The sequence below is a fragment of the Pseudomonas sp. B21-047 genome (assembly GCF_024748775.1).
Taxonomy (GTDB): domain Bacteria; phylum Pseudomonadota; class Gammaproteobacteria; order Pseudomonadales; family Pseudomonadaceae; genus Aquipseudomonas; species Aquipseudomonas capeferrum.
In genome coordinates this window covers 2,598,076-2,614,813 of record NZ_CP087169.1, presented here as the reverse complement: position 1 = coordinate 2,614,813, position 16,738 = coordinate 2,598,076, and the positions used below count along the sequence as shown (strand labels likewise).

The 16,738-nt window shown below is 60.8% G+C and carries 8 protein-coding genes; 2 read left to right on the top strand and 6 right to left on the bottom strand.

The window, feature by feature from the left end; genetic code table 11:
* Nucleotides 1–44: 44 nt before the first annotated feature.
* Nucleotides 45–1,610, bottom strand: coding sequence for a quinohemoprotein amine dehydrogenase subunit alpha (gene peaA / locus LOY26_RS11960; RefSeq protein WP_258714799.1), 1,566 nt, complete (start codon nt 1,608–1,610; stop codon nt 45–47).
* Between the two features lie 411 nt (nt 1,611–2,021).
* On the opposite strand from peaA, the gene LOY26_RS11955 reads away from it, so the two are divergent.
* Complete coding sequence (locus LOY26_RS11955; RefSeq protein ID WP_186659123.1) at nt 2,022–3,515, top strand: aldehyde dehydrogenase; 1,494 nt, start codon at nt 2,022–2,024, stop codon at nt 3,513–3,515.
* Nucleotides 3,516–3,652: 137 nt separating this feature from the next.
* Complete coding sequence (locus LOY26_RS11950; RefSeq protein ID WP_186663634.1) at nt 3,653–4,966, top strand: hypothetical protein; 1,314 nt, start codon at nt 3,653–3,655, stop codon at nt 4,964–4,966.
* 81 nt (nt 4,967–5,047) lie between these two features.
* On the opposite strand, the gene LOY26_RS11945 is transcribed toward LOY26_RS11950, so the two are convergent.
* From LOY26_RS11945 to LOY26_RS11925, 5 genes are all read right to left on the bottom strand, one after another.
* Nucleotides 5,048–6,340, bottom strand: coding sequence for an NAD(P)/FAD-dependent oxidoreductase (locus LOY26_RS11945; protein WP_186663633.1), 1,293 nt, complete (start codon nt 6,338–6,340; stop codon nt 5,048–5,050).
* Nucleotides 6,333–7,010: a peptidase S8 and S53 subtilisin kexin sedolisin gene (locus tag LOY26_RS11940; RefSeq protein ID WP_186663632.1), complete on the bottom strand. Its 678-nt coding sequence runs from the start codon at nt 7,008–7,010 to the stop codon at nt 6,333–6,335. The genes LOY26_RS11945 and LOY26_RS11940 overlap by 8 nt, the downstream gene beginning before the upstream one ends.
* Nucleotides 7,000–8,733, bottom strand: coding sequence for an ABC transporter ATP-binding protein (locus tag LOY26_RS11935; RefSeq protein ID WP_186659141.1), 1,734 nt, complete (start codon nt 8,731–8,733; stop codon nt 7,000–7,002). Before LOY26_RS11935 ends, LOY26_RS11940 begins: the two co-directional genes overlap by 11 nt.
* A 3-nt stretch (nt 8,734–8,736) precedes the next feature.
* Complete coding sequence (locus LOY26_RS11930) at nt 8,737–10,650, bottom strand: sigma-54-dependent Fis family transcriptional regulator (RefSeq protein WP_258714798.1); 1,914 nt, start codon at nt 10,648–10,650, stop codon at nt 8,737–8,739.
* A gap of 298 nt (nt 10,651–10,948) precedes the next feature.
* A complete protein-coding gene (locus LOY26_RS11925; protein WP_258714797.1) occupies nt 10,949–16,582 on the bottom strand; it encodes an RHS repeat-associated core domain-containing protein in 5,634 nt (1,877 codons plus the stop codon).
* Between the last annotated feature and the right edge of the window lie 156 nt (nt 16,583–16,738).

Below are 16,738 nucleotides of genomic sequence, written 5' to 3'. Positions count from 1 at the left end.
GACCTCCGATAATCGATCCGTTGGAAAACGCGTTCACACCTGCCTTATGGCAAGGGCGGGTTGTTCCAGCGTTGGACGGTGACGATCATGTGGCCCTCGCCGGTCTGGCCGCCGTCAGCCAGGGTGGCAATGACCTTCAGGTTGCCCGCGTTGTTGGTCATCATCTTGCGTGCCGGGTTAGGCCCTGCGCCGCCGGGCACGAAGACCCCGTCGGCCTGCATCTGGCCGGCGAACTTGACGTCCTCGTCCTCGACTGCACGCTCGTTGAACGGCTCGACCTTCCATTTGGCCGGCAGGTAACCGATGCGCAGCGGCTGGCCGCTGGCGTCCTTGCCCCAGGCTTCGGCTTCGAAACGCCCTTGCACCTTCGGTACCGAAGCGCCGTTCTCGCCGATGCGGGCGATGGAGAACGCCGGCACCACCTTGACCTCATCGACCTTGTCGTACACCGCCAGGTTGACGCCCTTGAGCGCGCCCACCGCCACTTCTCGCTGGCCTGGCTTGGCGTCTGCCGCCGCGCGCGCCTTGACCCGCATCAGGGTCGGCGTGGCCTCAAGTACTTCGGTCACTTCAACACCTGCGCCCAGTTCCGGCTTGCCCGACAGGCCGCTGCCGACCAGGGTGATCTCGCTTTCGGCACCCACCTTGATGTACGCCGGCTGCACTGCCAGCAGGCGTGCCTTGTCCGCTTTCACGGCGCTGAAATCCAGGCCGCGCTCATCGTGATCGGCCTCGAACATGCGGCCTTTCATCTCGCCATCCAGCGCCGCGAATACCTGGCGCAGGTTGCTGTCGCCGACTTTCACGTTGCCGCGCCATTCATAGCCGTTGTAGAGAATCGCCGAGCCGCTGCCCGTGAACGGCGTACCGTCGGCGTAGCTGCCGTTGACCTCGACCTTGAAGGTGTCGCCCTCCCCCGCACTGACAGTCATCACCCCGCGGACATCGCCTTTGGCCAACATGTGGCCGCTGAACGCCCACTGCCCTGGCAACGCATCGGCCTTGGGCCGGGCCTGCTGCCATTGGGCCCAAGCCGGGCTGTCGAGCGGGAAGCGCTTGGCCAGGTCCGGCACCATTTGCTTGAGGGCGATTTCCAGCCAGTCGCGATCGCGGGCCTGGGCCTGGTATTCGAGGGACGGCCATTGGCCGAGGTGGAAGTTGACCAGGTGTTCCCATTCCTGGGCCGGGCGGCGTTGCAAGGCGACCCGGGCACCGGAGTGGCAACGGCCACAGGTTTCACTGAGCTGTTGGTCGAAGTGCTCGACCGTGTTCAGCCGGCGCTCCATGGCGTAGCGCACGCCGTCGGTTTCACTGGGCGCCAGGCCCTGCTTGTCGGCCAGGTACTTGACCAGGGTGCGCCGATCATCGTCGCTGATCTGCAGGCCGTGCATGACCTGCATGCGGGCGATGCTCATCAGCCAGCCTTCGGGCGTCTTGCGCTGATGGCTGATGCGGCTGTAGTTGTCGTTGCCCTCGGGGATATGGCAACCCATGCACTTGGTTTGCAACAGGCTCGGGCCCTGCTCGGCCGCCATGGCCTGGGTGCTCAGCAGCGCGGCGGCGACCAGCGCCAGTTTGCCCGCATGCCGCCGGAGTCGAGTCGTCTTCAAGGTCAGACCTCCACGGTTGTTGTTCTTATCGTTTTTGCACGCTTTGGTACAGCAGATGTGCATGTGACTCTGGCGATACAGGAACTGTGCCACCTGCTTCAAATGTGTTGAATTTCAACCTCTTAGTAGGTTTATAACGGTCGTGAAGGCGAACCTGAGCCTTGTCGGAGCGTGCCATTTCGCGACAGTGTGTTTCATGTTGAGACAGGGCCCTGCCCCGCGAAGAGGCCAGTGCAGGCAGTGTTTCACCACCGTCTCACAGCGTCTCAATGTGCAACAGCGCAACCCTGCAATCGCAACCTTGCACGGCGGCAAACCCCAAGCGCCTCAAGCCCTTGCAGCCAATCGGCGACCTTGGCACGGCCATTGCGCAACCGCCTCTCACATTCCAATGACAAGAGGCACTGCCCCATGCTTTCCGAACTGCCCATCCTGCCCGCCACCCGCGCCTTCCTCGAACGCAAGCTGAAGATGCGCATCGGCGCCAACTGGCAGGACGCCGCCAGCGGGCGCACCCTGTCGTTTCGCAACCCGGCCACTGGCGAGGTGCTCGGTGAGGTGCCCGCCGCCGACGCCGAAGATGTCGACCGCGCCGTACGTGCCGCGCGCCAGGCCTTCGACGATTCGCCGTGGAGCCGCCTGCGCCCGCGAGAGCGCCAGAACATGCTGTGGCGTCTGGCCGACCTCATGGAGCGCGATGCGCAACAACTGGCTGAGCTTGAGTGCCTGAACAACGGTAAGAGCGCCGCCGTGGCCAAGGTCATGGACGTGCAGTTGGCCATCGATTTCTTGCGCTACATGGCCGGCTGGGCCACCAAGATCGAGGGTAGCACCGTCGAAGCTTCGATGCCGTTGATGCCCAACGACCAGTTCCACGGCTTTGTCCGCCGCGAGGCGGTTGGCGTGGTGGGCGCCATCGTCGCCTGGAACTTCCCGCTGCTGCTGGCCTGCTGGAAGCTGGGCCCGGCCTTGGCCACCGGCTGCACGGTGGTGCTCAAGCCCGCCGACGAAACCCCACTGACCGCGCTCAAACTGGCCGAACTGGTGGACGAAGCCGGCTACCCGGCCGGCGTGCTCAACGTGATTACCGGCACCGGCCTGAATGCCGGTGCGGCGCTCAGCCGTCACCCGGGCGTCGACAAGCTGACCTTCACCGGCTCGACCGAAGTCGGCAAGCTGATCGGCAAGGCGGCCATGGACAACATGACCCGCGTCACCCTGGAACTCGGCGGCAAGTCGCCGACCATCGTCATGCCCGACGCCAACCTGCAAGAAGCCGCCGCCGGCGCCGCCACGGCAATCTTCTTCAACCAGGGCCAAGTGTGCTGCGCAGGCTCGCGGCTGTACGTGCACCGCAAGCACTTCGACAACGTGGTGGCCGACATCGCCGGCATTGCCAACGGCATGAAGCTCGGCAGCGGGTTGGACCCAGCGGTGCAAATGGGCCCGCTGATCTCGGCCAAGCAGCAGGACCGCGTCACCGGCTACATCGAGCTCGGCCGCGAGCTGGGCGCAACCATTGCCTGCGGTGGCGAAAGCTTCGGGCCGGGGTACTTCGTCAAGCCGACCGTCATCGTCGATGTCGATCAGCGCCACCGCCTGGTGCAGGAAGAAATCTTCGGGCCGGTGCTGGTGGCGATGCCGTTCGATGACATCGACGAGGTGATCGGCATGGCCAACGACAACCCCTATGGGCTGGGGGCGAGCATCTGGTCGAACGACCTGGGGGCGGTGCATCGGATGATTCCGCGGATCAAGTCCGGGTCGGTGTGGGTCAACTGCCACAGCGCGCTCGACCCTGCCCTGCCATTCGGTGGCTACAAGATGTCCGGCGTCGGCCGCGAAATGGGTGCGGCGGCCATCGAGCACTACACAGAACTCAAGTCGGTGCTGATCAAGCTCTGACCTTCAGCCGCTACCGGCCCTTGCACAGGTACACCACTGAACGCGAAAGCTGTGAGGTACCTGTGGCAGCGGGTTCACCGGCGAATCGGCCGGCACAGGCAGCGCAAAAACAACAATAAAGAACCATGGAGCACACCATGAGGCACACACTCGCCTGCACATTGGCCCTGCTGTTGGCTGCACCTGCCGCCCAGGCCCACGCGCTGTACAACCAAAACGGCACCACCCTCGACGCCGACCTCGAAGCCTTGTTCGGTGCATTCCACAGCGACGAAAGCTACAACCAGGCCGGTAACCGCCAACCCGGCAGCAGCAACTGGCGCGAGGGCTACGTCAAGTACGGCCTCAGTGCCAGCCAGGCCCTGGCCGACAACGGCGCACTGTATGGCGCCTTCAACCTGCTCAGTTCCGCCACCTGGGGCGATGGCGACGCCGCTGGCCTGACCCTGGGCGATGAACGCCGCACGGCCATCGAAGACCTGTACCTGGGCTGGCGTTCGGCCAACCTGTTCCCAGCACTGGGCGAGGATGGCATCGACCTCTCTGGCGGCCGTCAGGTGGTCAGCCTGGGCGATGGCTTCCTGATCCAGGGCGACCCGGTCAACTTGGGCAAGGTCGACCTGGGCGCCAACTTTGACCGCGGCGGCGCCTATTACCTGGCCGCGCGCAAAGCCTTCGACCGCACCGCCGTGCTGCGCCTGGGCGGCAAGCAGGGCTGGCGCGGCGACCTGATGTGGCTCAAGTCCGACAACCACTACCAGGCCGACACCTCCCTGGCGGTGGCCAACCTGGAACACGTCGCCGAGGCCGGCACCGTTGGCCTCAGCTGGATCCGCGGCCTGGACGTAGACCAGCGCTACGCGCAGATCATGGGCCTGGAGCACCGCGACGGCATGGACACCGCCAGCCTGCGCGGGCGTGGCAACCTGGGCGTGAAAGACCTCGAGCTGGCTGCCGAGTACGTGACCCAGGACAAAACCGGCGGGCGCGAGAATGCCTGGTACCTGGAGGGCAACTGGACCTTCTCCGAGCTGCCCTGGTCACCCACTGCCACCTACCGCTACAGCCGCTTCTCCGAAGGCTTCGACCCGCTGTTCTATGGCCTGAGCCGAGGCTACGGTACCTGGTTCCAGGGTGAAGTGGCGGCCAACTATGCCGGGCCGTTCAACAAGAACAGCCAGGTGCACCACGTGGCGCTCAAAGGCAAGCCACGGGACAACCTGACCGTCGGCGCGCTGTACTTCGACTTCGATACGCTGGACACCGACCAGGGCAACCTCGGCGGGCGGGAGCTGGACCTGTATGTGGAGTGGATGGTCAACGACCACCTGCTGATCAGCCCGCTGGTGGGGTTCTACAAGCCTGAGCGCAGTGTGGCCAATGGCGGCACGCAGATGGGCAGCCGTGACACCGGCACCTATATGCAGTTGGTGGTCGGGACCTTTTTCTGACCTGCAACCCCGGGGGGCAAGCGAATAGCAGTTCAGAGGCTCCGATTCGGGACCCTGGGGCCGCCATGCAGCCCTGGGTTCTCAGGCATAGCCCTGCTCTGTGAGCCAACGTCGCAGCATTTTCTGATGCTCGACCTGCTGCCCCTCAAGCACGACACTGAGCGCCTGGCCGGCCTGCAGCACGCGAACTATCGGCGCCAGCTCCACACCTTGCAAATGCCAAACCCCCAGCGGCTGGTCCGTCGTCACCACGACCTCGGCCTCATCCACCAGCCCGTCACGCAGCACCGGCTGCCGCGCCACTCGCACCGCGCGCCAGTCCGCGCTCAGGTGCAGCGGCTGGGCATCCGGCCAGCCCTGACGCCGGGCCCAGAACGGTTGCCCCGCCCGGCGTTGCTCCTGGGCATAGAAATCCCGGCCAATGCGAGCAAAGCGCAGGAACAACTGCTCGATCCGCTGCTGATGAAACTGGCGCGCCAGCCCTGCGCGTTCGGGTTTGCGCAGCAAGGTGTTGATCACCACAGGCGCCTGCAGCGCGGAAGACAGTGACTGGAAAATGCCATTCCCCGACAAGGGGTCAACCGCCATGGCGGCATCACCTACCCGCAGCCAGTCTTCCCCGACGCAATCGCCCGCCAAAATTGCCGTGCTGCTGCGTGCATGCACCTGCGCCGGCTCCAGAGCTCGCGCCCCGAACAGTTCGGCTACAAGAGAACTCTGACCTCGGCGCTCAGCGCAGTAGGCGGCCAGCTCGGACTTGCCCGGCAGCCCAGCGGCGTCCAGCGTGACTTGCCAGTAACAGCGGCCATCCTCCAGCCGCGCCATCCACGCCCAGCCATCCTCCAGGCTTTCCACTGCCGAGGCAGGCGCCCCTGGGCTACCCTGCCAGGCATTGAGCAGGCTGACAGTTTCCGGCCCGCGCAGGCGGTCCGCGGCCAGCGGTGCCTGACGGCCTCGGGCCTCAACGAGAAAATCAGCGATCAGTACCTGCCCATCGTCCAGACGAACACGATGACCGCCCTCGTGCACGAGCTCGCGCACCCGCCCCTCGACCACACTCACGCCCGCACGCTGAAGGTCCTCGCGCAGCGCCCGGTCAAACCGCTGTCGATCCAGCAGAAATTCCTGGTTCATGTGCAGGTGCTGGCCATTCCAGTGCACCTGCCGGGTAGCCGGCATGGCCGCCTGGCTCAAGGCCCCACCAAGGCCCGCATGCCGCAAGCCCTCCAGCACCCGTTGCGAAACCCCTTCAACTGCCGCGAAACGGCGCCACTGCGACACCACCGTCACGGTGTAGCCCAGCCGCCGCAAGCCGATGGCCGTGGCAGCACCTGCAGGGCCGGCGCCCAGCACCACAATGCGCGCATCAGCCACGGCTGGCACCTCGTCGTTCAGGGCCGATGAACGTCGCGTGATCGCGCAACCAGTCATGGACCTGCTGGCGATCCATACCCGGTTCGTCACGCAGCAACGCCGCAATCCTGCCGCTCAAAGCTGCACAGCCCAAGCTCGCGCCCGCTCTGCCGCCCGCACCTACATAACCGCCGAAAGCTGCCTGCCGGGTGCCAAGCCAGGACCACTGGCCGGGCGCGCAACGCGCATCACCGGTAACCCGGATCACCCCAGGGTAGCTGGCCGGGTACACCGGTCCACCCTGTGCCGGGCTGGATGCACACAACAACACACCGCAAGCCAGCGCTTCGGCACAGGCCTGATGCAGCACGGGCCGGTCGTGCTGTAACCCCAGGCTGAGGTTGACCAGCGTAGCCCCCGCCTCCACCAGCCACAGCAGCGCCGCAGCCACCTGCAGGGCACTGGTACTGGCCTGGTCGCTGAACACCTGGGCCACCAGTACCGGCATCGGCCCGGCCTCACGCTGCAAGCTGGCAAGTACCGCGCTGCCATGCCCTAGCTGGTCGGGCAGCATTTCTCCTTCACGCAGCTGACCGTCCTCCAGCCAGAAACGCCGGGCGCCCAGCAAACCGCTGGCCTGCTGCGGCGAACAGCCACTGTCGATGATGCCCATACGCAAGTCAGTGCCCATGCTTGATCACCTCCTGCGGCAGCACCCGCAACTGGCCGTCATGCAGCTGCAAGTGCAGGTCGGCATCGGCGAGTATCGACGCGCGGTGGCTGATCAGGATGCGCGTGCGGCCGGCGAACAGTTGGTCGATGGCCGCGATCACTTCGCGCTCGGTGGCTTCGTCCACTGCCGAGGTGGCCTCGTCCAGCACCAGAATCGCCGGGGCCTGCAGTACCGCACGGGCGATGGCGATGCGTTGCTTCTGGCCGCCGGACAACTGCTGGCCCCGCTCGCCCAGCAAGCCGTCCAGGCCCAACGGCAGGCTTTCGACCAGGCTGTCCAGTCGCGCCAGGCTCACCACACGCTCCAGCTCTGCACGGCTGGCTTCCGGCACGCCGTAGGCCAGGTTTTGCGCAAGCGTGCCGCGGAACAGCACGATGTCCTGGCTGACAACGGCTATACGACGGCGCAGCGCGGCCAGGTCCAGTTCGCGCAGATCAGTACCATCCAGCAGAATGCGTCCGGCGTCCGGGTCGTAGAAGCGCTGCAGCAAGTCGATGAGGGTCGACTTGCCCACCCCCGAGGCACCGCTGATGGCCACCTTCAGGCCACCCGGCACGCATAGCTGCACGTTGTCCAGCACGGTACCTTGCCGCCCTTCATGGGCAAAGCTCAACGTCTCCAGGCGCAATTCGCCCGGCCCGTCCGGAATGGGTTGCGGGTTGGCTGCCGGGCGCACGGCCACGGCCTCGCGCTTCAGCTCCATCACCCGCCCCAGGCTCACTGCCATGCGCTGCACCGCCACGTACAGGCCCAGCAGGCTCTGCACCGGGCCTACCGCCATGCCCATGTAGGTGGAAAAAGCGATCAGCGCACCCAACTGCCACGTCCCCTGGATCACCCACCAGCCGCCCACCAGAAACGCGCAAGCGCGGCACCAGGAAGTGAGCGTGCCGGGGATGGCCTGGGTGAAGAATTCGGTCACCTGCACCTTCAGCAACTGGCGCATGTAACCCTGGCCAAGCTGATCCAGCCGCCCTGCCTCGCGGCCTTGCTGGCCGGCCGCCTGAATGAACTTCATCGCCGGCAAGGTCTCGACCAGGAACGACGAAACATCCGCCGAGCGCTCGCGCAGGTTGCGCACTTCGCGCTCCACCTTGCGCCGCATCCAGCGCAGCCACAGCACCTCGATCGGCACCAGCAGCGCCAGCAACAGCGACAGCTGCCACGACAGCATCAGCATCAACGCCACCGCGCCCACCAGGCCAATCACCGCCGAAACCGCGGAAAACAGCGAATCCACGGCAAAGCGCTGGATCTCTGCCACGTCGCCATCCAGCCGCGAAAGAATGTCGCCCATGCGCCGCCGCCCATAGAACGTCGGCGACAACTGCTGCAGGTGCCGATAAAGGTCATCACGCAGGGCAAACAGGATGCGCCCCGACAGGCGCGTATGCAGGTAGCGGTTGACCCCGGCCAGCACCGTGCCCAGCAGGCCCGCGCCGATCATGATCGCCGCCATGTGCCAGAGGGTCTGGTAATCCTTGGCCAACAGCCCCTCGTCGATCAGCGTTTTGACCAGCCAGGGCTGTGCCAGCGCCAGCAGCGAGGCACCCAGCGACAAACCGAGCAACAGCCCGATGGCGCGCCGATGGGGGCGCACGAAACCATACAGCCAGGCCAACGCCTGGCGCATGAGTACAGGGTCGCTGGAGTCCACCAGCCTTGCGAACAATGGGCCCATGGTTCAGCCGCGCAACTGTTTGAGTTTGCGGTACAGCGTCGCCCGGCTGATCCCCAGTGCCTCAGCCGCGGCCGAAACATTGCCCTGATGGCGCGCCAGGGCGCCGCGAATCAGCTCCAATTCGTTGTCCTTGAGGCTACCGGAGGGCGCCGTGCCACTCGCCAGTTCGTCCAGCAGGCAATCGGTGAGGTGGTCAAGGGTCAGCACCTGTTCACCGTCCTCGCGCATGGCCAGCGCCGTGCGCACTACCATTTCCAGTTGGCGAATGTTGCCCGGCCAGTCGAAGCCTTCGAGCAATGTGGTCAGAGCCGGGTCCAGGGTTACGCCACGGGCATCGGACTTGTCCAGCAGGCTTTGGATGATCTGCGCCAGGTCATCACGCTCGCGCAGCGCCGGCAAACGCAGCGACACACCGTTGACCCGATAGTACAGGTCTTCGCGGAAATGCTGTTCCAGCACCAGGCGTTTGAGGTCGCGGTGGGTGGCGCAGATCAGCGCCACATCGATGTCCTGCTCGTCACCCGCCCCCAACGGCGCTACCCGGCGCTCCTGCAATACCCGCAGCAGGCGCGCCTGCAAGGCTAGCGGCATGTCGCCGATTTCGTCGAGGAACAGCGTGCCACCATGGGCCTGCATCAGTCGCCCGACCATGCCGCCGCGGCGGGAACCTGTGAAGGCGCCCTCGCGGTAGCCGAACAGCTCGGATTCGATCAAACCTTCGGGGATGGCTGCGCAGTTGACGGCCACAAACGGTTTGTCGGCCCGCGGGCTGGCCTGGTGCAAGGCCCGGGCGACCACCTCCTTGCCGGTACCGGTCTCGCCCAGCAGCAGCACCGGCAGGCCATTGCCCAGCCCCTGGCGGGCCATGCGCAGGTTGCGCGCCAGCCTTGGGTCGCCACCGGCCAGGGCGTCGAGTGCTGGCGACTGCTTGCTCAGCGTCGGCTTGCTGGCCGGCGTACTGCCATTGACCCGGCCATGGCGCGGCAGCTGCAGGGCACGGAAGTAGAACGCCCCCTTGGCCGTCTGCACACTACTCACCCCGCCCTGCCACAGGCGTGCGATGAATGCAGGTGAACGCTCGCCGAGCAGGTCCGTGCTGCGCCGGCCAATCAGCTCAAGGCGCGGCACTTGCAACAACTGGCAGGCACTGTCGTTGGCGGCCAGTACTTCGCCGTCCAGGCTCAGTGCCAGCAGGCCATGCCAGCAACTGTTGAGGTACTGCGGGCGGCTGTGGAAGGCCAGCACCAGTTGGTCCGGGTGGCACAGGCCGAACATACGGCTCTCGATGTTGCCAGCCGCCAGCATCAGCGTCGACAGGCTGTCCTGCGGTTGCGCCATCACCCCTTCGCGGGTGATGTCGAGCACGCCGATCACCTCGCCACGCGGGTCGCGCAGGGGCACCGAGGTGCAGGAGAATGGGCTGAGCCGGTCCAGGTAATGTTCACCGCAGTTGATCAGCGTCGGTCGGCCTTCCACCACGGCCGTGCCGATGGCATTGGTGCCGCGCAGCGACTCGCTCCAGCAACTGCCCGGGTGCAGGTCGCGCAGGCCCTCGCGGCTGAGTACGTGGGTCTGGCCTTCGATGGCCAGCACGTTGGCCTGGGCGTCGCCGAGGATGACGATGCCCGCCTTGCCCTGGCGTGCCACCAGGTAGTCCAGTTCCGGGGTGACGGCGTCGACCAGCAGGCGGTTGCGCTCCAGCAGCATGCGCAGGTCGTGGCCCTGCTCCAGCCCCAGGCCGACCTGCTCGCCCTGCAGGCAATCCAGGCCATGGCCCAGGCTGCGGCGCCAGGACGCGTCGATCTCGTCGCGCAGCATCCCCAGCGGCAGCTCGCCTTCGCTGGCCAGCTTCAGGCGGGCCTGGCGGGATTCATGCAACGGGTCTTGGGCATTTATTATGGGGATATGTCGTGCCATTTGTACTCCAGCGCATGCTCTGGCACGGGCAGTGTAATGGGCCACTGTGCCGCCGCAGTCTGCATTAAAGAGGCTTGGGCATAATCAAAGAACACGAGGGTCGCACAAGTTTACATACACGTAAAGACAGGGGAAATACAGTCTAAAGGTCCGCTATAGAGCAACAGCGATCAGGTGAAAAAAGCAAGATTGACCGCAGTTGATCATTCACGACAAGGCCGTCAGGGTGACGGCCTTGTGCATCATCAGCAAGGAAAGACAACGAGCGCTACGCCCGTTGCGCATCCATCACCTTCCCTCACGTCAGGTCATAGTCATCTATCCTCACCGGAGATGAGCGCCCGAGTGGGTCTTCGTAAATGGTGGGGTTCTTCAGGTAACGCTTCATTAGCTGTTCCGAAGTGAAAGTGTGTATACGTTCGACCGGCATCCACCTATTTCTAGGGTTAACATGATAAGTAACAGGTTTGAAGTTTTCATGTCGCTCCAGCATGGGCTTGCCATCCGCACCCAATACATAAGCGTGATCCTTATACACCCACTCCACCTTCCTAGGCTGCAAGTTGGCCCTCGCAATATCGACTCCAACGATATCTACAATTTCCTGATATGTATGCACGACATCGAATTTGGTCAGGGCCTCGCCTGACGCCCTAGCTTCCCCAACCAGCCCAGCGACTTCCATTGGCCCTCTGTAACCTTTTACCTCAACCCCAAGCTTCATGGCTAAGTCCCTGGCAAAGCTGCTCCCCGAATACTTACTGATAGTCGCCGAGTCGCAAACATGCAACTTTAACTCATAACCGTGGTAATTAACATTATGGTGATCCATATAATCAAGAAAGTCGTATGCATTCATTGAACTCCCATTCACATCGATATAACCGGGCCCACCATGCCCTTCAATTACAAGCCGAGGCCTGCCCTTATGGACATCTTCAAAGAGCCTGATGTCTCGACTCAAGTTTCTAAAGTTCGATCCTCCGCCCATTGTCCGGTTAAGGACAAATCTCGTGGAGGACGGCCGCGACGCTGCGGCCGCTGCGCCGCCCGACATGCCAGCAGCCATGCTGGCCAGACCAAAACCGAACCCTACAACAGCCAACCCAGCTGATAAGTCTTTATCGCTGTCTTCCAACATGACTGAAGCGATTTCAAAACTGGCCGATACCAGTGCCAACCCCGTCGTCGCGGCTGCCACAGCTAGGCTAGCGCCTCCCGTAAAGGGAGCCACCACAACATTGAGCACAGACATCGCGATACGGAATTCCTTGGTATACATTGCCGGTATCGCTTCTTGCCGGCTGTACTGGGCAACGACCTGATGACCGCTCGGGTCATGGTAGTTGACCGGATCACCCGCGCAGTATGCATACGCCGCGGGTCCACCGGCTCCAAATGGACTCCAACTATCCGGCGTGCGAAATGACATCAACTTAGGATCGTATACTCGATAGTTGCCCAAATAGTAGGTGTCGTCCGGTAACAACACCTCGCCCTTGAAGCCAAGCCAATTCTCCCACTCGTCGCCTGCATCAGCGTAGCCATAGGGTGAGTAAGTATGGTAACTGACTGCCCCCTTCTGGTCGACCGTAGCGAACACAGTGCCGGCCGCGTCACGAAGTTCGAACGTGCATGATACCGACGGCTGACTTCCACCCTTTTTATCACGCCGCTGTTGCAGGTAACACCCCGGGCTCTCGTTAAGCAGAATCAGCTGTCGCTGCGTGACACCGCGCCACATAGTAGTGTTCGATGTTACCTGTGAGCGAGCGTACACTTTGCCACCCCGATAATGAAGTTGGAAACCTCGGGTGGAGTCATTATTACCAGCCGTATAAAGGCCCCGAACTCGACCGAGGTCATCGTAGCCGAAAGTCACGCTCACTTTGCCGGGAGCATAGACATTGCCACGCCACTCTGACGTTTTGACTTGCCCATTCTCATAATAACTGGTGCCAAACCCATTCCATCGACCCTTATCGTCACTCTTAATGACGGTTGAGCCGTGCTTGCTCAGCAAGCCTGGTTTTTTTTCAGTAAATTCACGATCGATGTGTGCACGCCAACTGGCGGAGCCGGGCGAAGCAGGTCTTGCCTGGAGATTACTAGAAATAACATTACTCAGTACATCGTAGCTGAATGCCTGCTCATGGACAGTGTTTGTATTGTGAACATACCCTTGGCCCGTGGTGCTCCAGGTGATCAGGCGACCCTGCACGTCGTACCCAAATGTTTCTTTGAAGTGCTCTTTGCTGGCTACCTTCAACGTATTTTCTTTTAACTTACCCGCTGATGTCAGCTTGCGTTCCATGACATGAGTGGGCATCCCTTCGCTGCTGAAGGTACGAGACGTTTCGTTACCCATTTCATCATAAGCATACGCCACTGTTACGGTGCGACCGCCCGCCTCATCCTTAACCGTTTCCTCCTTGAGATGGCCGTCATCCGCATAGGTAAAGGAAGTCTTGCATGCCTCGCTGCTCAAACCGCTCAGTCGCCCATACGCATCATACGCGTAGTGGGTGACCGTGCCGCCGATATCCGTCACGTCCAACAACCGACCGCGTAGACTGTAACGGGACGACGTTGATAACGTTGCGGCCTTAGCGCCAGACGAACTATCGTGTACGGGGCACGTTTCAGTATAGGTAATGGTATCCATGTTCCATCGCGACACGTAGCCTGCCATTGCTGCGGGCCCCGTGAGGGCAGGAGCATTATTCGATCTGGAGGATCCGGGATAGCTGAATTCCTGTGAAACACCATTAACCGTGCGGGTAGAGACTCGCCCAAGGCTGTCGAGGGTCTGACTGCCCAGGGTAATGGCGGCGGCGTCGCTTCCGTGAACAGTGGTCAGGGTCGCATCAGGGCTAAGATGGGTTTGTGAGTATTCACTGCGCAGCTCGATGCCATTACTAACCTGTTTGGTTACCCGCCCAAATGCATCGTATTCGTAGGTTGATGACGGCTGCGAATTCGACGTTTTGCTGTTGAGCAATCCTGCTGAATTATAGCCATAGGCCACCTGATTGATGATTGTTTCCTTATTGCCACTGCATGAACGCGACGTGAAGGATTGGAGTGCACCGTCGGAGGTAAACGCCAAGGTGCGTTTCAATTGGCGTGTCTTGTCACTGCTGCTAGCTTGGGTAAAGGTAAGGCTTTGGGTCGCAGCGTCGTACTGACTGCTGTATTCGAATGAGCCATGGGTAACACGGGTGCCCTCATTGGTCGCCGCCACAACTTTCGATTTCCGGTTAACCTCTTTATTTTCAGCATCTCGCAGTATATGTGTCACCGTGCAGCGTTTCTTGTCCTTATCAGCTGCCCACTGGGTAGTCTGGCTAGATAGTCGCGTGCCTGCCCCATCGTAATCGTACTCGACGAGGCTGCTCACCCGCCCTTTATCATCGCGGGTTATGCTTGCCCACAACAGCCAATTCGTTCCGTCCACACAACGTCGCACCTCTTGCTCACGCCCCAAAGCATCCACTGTCACACGTTGACCTGCGTTGGTTTCGCTGTCGATTGTCTGATAGCGAATATGCCCATTGCTCAGCAGTGCGGTGGAGTACTTCATTTTGCTTGAAGCTTCGTCGCCTTGGCTGTACTGCTCACCTTTAAGCAACCCCCCGTCGGTAAAACTCCAATCGGTTTGCAGGGCGTTGCTGTCTTTTGTCTGCACCACCTGGTCATTATAACCAGTAATTGTCTGGCTCGATGCGTACTGAGTGCCTCCGACTTCGAGGGTGGTGCTAAGGGTGCGTTGTCGTTTATTCTGAGCATCCACAGCACGGACAATCGAAGTTTTTTTACGTGAACCGGCTATCTCTTTGCCTGTTTTATCAAGCAGGTAAACCGTCTGCGAAGTGACCTGACCGAAATCCGGCTTGCTTGCATCCGCACTGTATTCGAGCCGTTCGACTTGAATCCGTGTTGCGTTCCAATTCTTAAGTTTGAAACCATTAGCATTGAGTACGCTTTGTGCTCTCAGGCTCGCTTCAAGATTTTTCTTCTGCGCACTGTATTCTGACTTCTCGTCATCCGAAGAGGCTTTCTTGATCTGTTCATCCAATGTCGTAAGCCAGTCCCCCGCAGCGCTTGCTGCCAATTCAAAATGTCTGGTGCTGAGGTCTACACTTTCCAAATTGGGCCCTAGCACCATGAGTCGGTGTGTCGGCACGACAAGCGTCGTTGTGGCTATGCCGTCGATTGACGCTCGGGTCAAGGTCTCATAGCCATAATAGGTGACGTGTTGGACCTGTGGCTTGCCATCGACCACGTGACTGACCTTCTGCGACTCAACATGAGCAACAAGCCCGTTGCCGTCTCCAGGGTACTCAATCTTTATTGGCAGGTTGAATGTAGCTTTACCGTAATCGCTATGTGCAAGCGATGCACGAACCGACGAGAGCGTCCAGACACTACTGGTTAACCCCCGATCGCCACCCAGTTCCAGGGGTAACAAGTCGGTGTATTGCATGCCGAATAAGGCCCGATACATCCACGCACCGAAACCGGCCTCGGCGTGCACGGCCCTCCATTCCTCCACCTCATAATGCTTATAATTTTTATAATAGGTCCATTCAGTAATTTGCCCGCCTTCCTCCAGGCGCACCAAGTTACCCAGCGCATCGATTTTCATTACACTTTTTTGCTCGGCATGCTCGCCGGTTTTACACGTCGTTGTCAGAGTGGCTGTGCCAGACGCTTCATCCAGTTCGACCTCATGACGCCGGGAAGTAGTCGCTCCACTTGCGGATGTCAACGTTTCTGACGTCTGCACGCCGTCCTTGTACTCCAGGACCTGAGTCGTGACCTTTGTATCGCTTCGCTTGAACGCAATAGTCGTCTTATCAACCTCATAGGTATATTCACGACTCAGCACATCGAGGCCATCGGCGAGGGAAACGGTATGACATTGAACTTTTTCACCCTTGTACTTCAATGTCTCCGCATCGATCCTTTTCATTGCTTTTTTGTTGACCGTACCGTATTGGGTCTCAAGGCTCACGCCATTGATTCTGCCGCTACTTGTATCGATCCGATAGGTTTGCTCTTCTGCCAGCGCATCGCCCCCGAGCACCTTTACCACCCAGGTGTTTTCTTCGACTTTTATATCGTATGTGATGGTGTGCTGAGCGGTGGGGTAGACATCTACTGAAAACTGCGTATCCGATTTCCACTTAAGCTGCACTAAATCCTCAAGGTCGTCGGCGATTGAGAGCAGTCGTGGCTTGCGTGAATGCCTTTCGCCCCAGGTAAAAGTCAGCGACCTGCCTACGGCAGGTACGAAACGCGTCAACAATACGTTGGACACTTCCGAGGGGTGCCCTTCACCGCAACAATCGAATATGTAGATAGCACCATTTTTTGAGATAAGCGCCACCTGACATTCGTCCAACTCATGGTAATAAGAGTATTCCTGCTGATGCTCGGCAAGCTCATGTTCCGACATGCTGTCAAGCTGTGCCTCACCGACAAGCCGCTCACGGCGTTCTTGGGAGTTTGCGTACTCCACCCTTTTCTGGGCAAACACACTGGCGTCCAGCAAAAAACCAGCGCCCTCTTGGCGCCCATGGTTATTCAAAGACGTACTGACCCGTCGACCATCCGGATGCAGAAGTCCTTCGAATTCCAACGTGTACTCATATTCGCCGCTGCGACATTCTTCGTCCCACGTCACCAGTTTTAATTCTTGCGTCCAGGAACCCACTGGCAGCAGGCTGACATCAGGGCTGTCAATAGGAGAGCTTATGGCCAGCTCGAATAACGCCCCACCCTCTTCACTACCTAACATCGCAAGCGGAAGTTTCAACCCCCCTTTCCCGGTCATCGGATTTACTTTAATGCAATCAATTTTTTGAAAATTACAATAAAGACCTTCAACATCCTTGGCAATTGTCACGGCATTATTCGCGTTGGTCATTTCATCCACCTCTTGAGACATTCAGTGCTTGAATTTTCCGCCTGCTGCGATGACAGCATTCGCGACACACAACGCCCTGACAACTGATAAAAATGACAGTAGTCTCCCGACATTTTTCGTGCTCCCACCTTTGCTGACAACCCGCAGAGGCGCCCT

Coding starts and splice junctions, on each gene's coding strand:
- LOY26_RS11935 (WP_186659141.1), bottom strand. CDS start 8,733: ATGGGCCCATTGTTCGCAAGGCTGGTGGACTCCAGCGACCCTGTACTC.
- LOY26_RS11955 (WP_186659123.1), top strand. CDS start 2,022: ATGCTTTCCGAACTGCCCATCCTGCCCGCCACCCGCGCCTTCCTCGAA.
- LOY26_RS11950 (WP_186663634.1), top strand. CDS start 3,653: ATGAGGCACACACTCGCCTGCACATTGGCCCTGCTGTTGGCTGCACCT.
- LOY26_RS11930 (WP_258714798.1), bottom strand. CDS start 10,650: ATGGCACGACATATCCCCATAATAAATGCCCAAGACCCGTTGCATGAA.
- LOY26_RS11940 (WP_186663632.1), bottom strand. CDS start 7,010: ATGGGCACTGACTTGCGTATGGGCATCATCGACAGTGGCTGTTCGCCG.
- LOY26_RS11925 (WP_258714797.1), bottom strand. CDS start 16,582: ATGACCAACGCGAATAATGCCGTGACAATTGCCAAGGATGTTGAAGGT.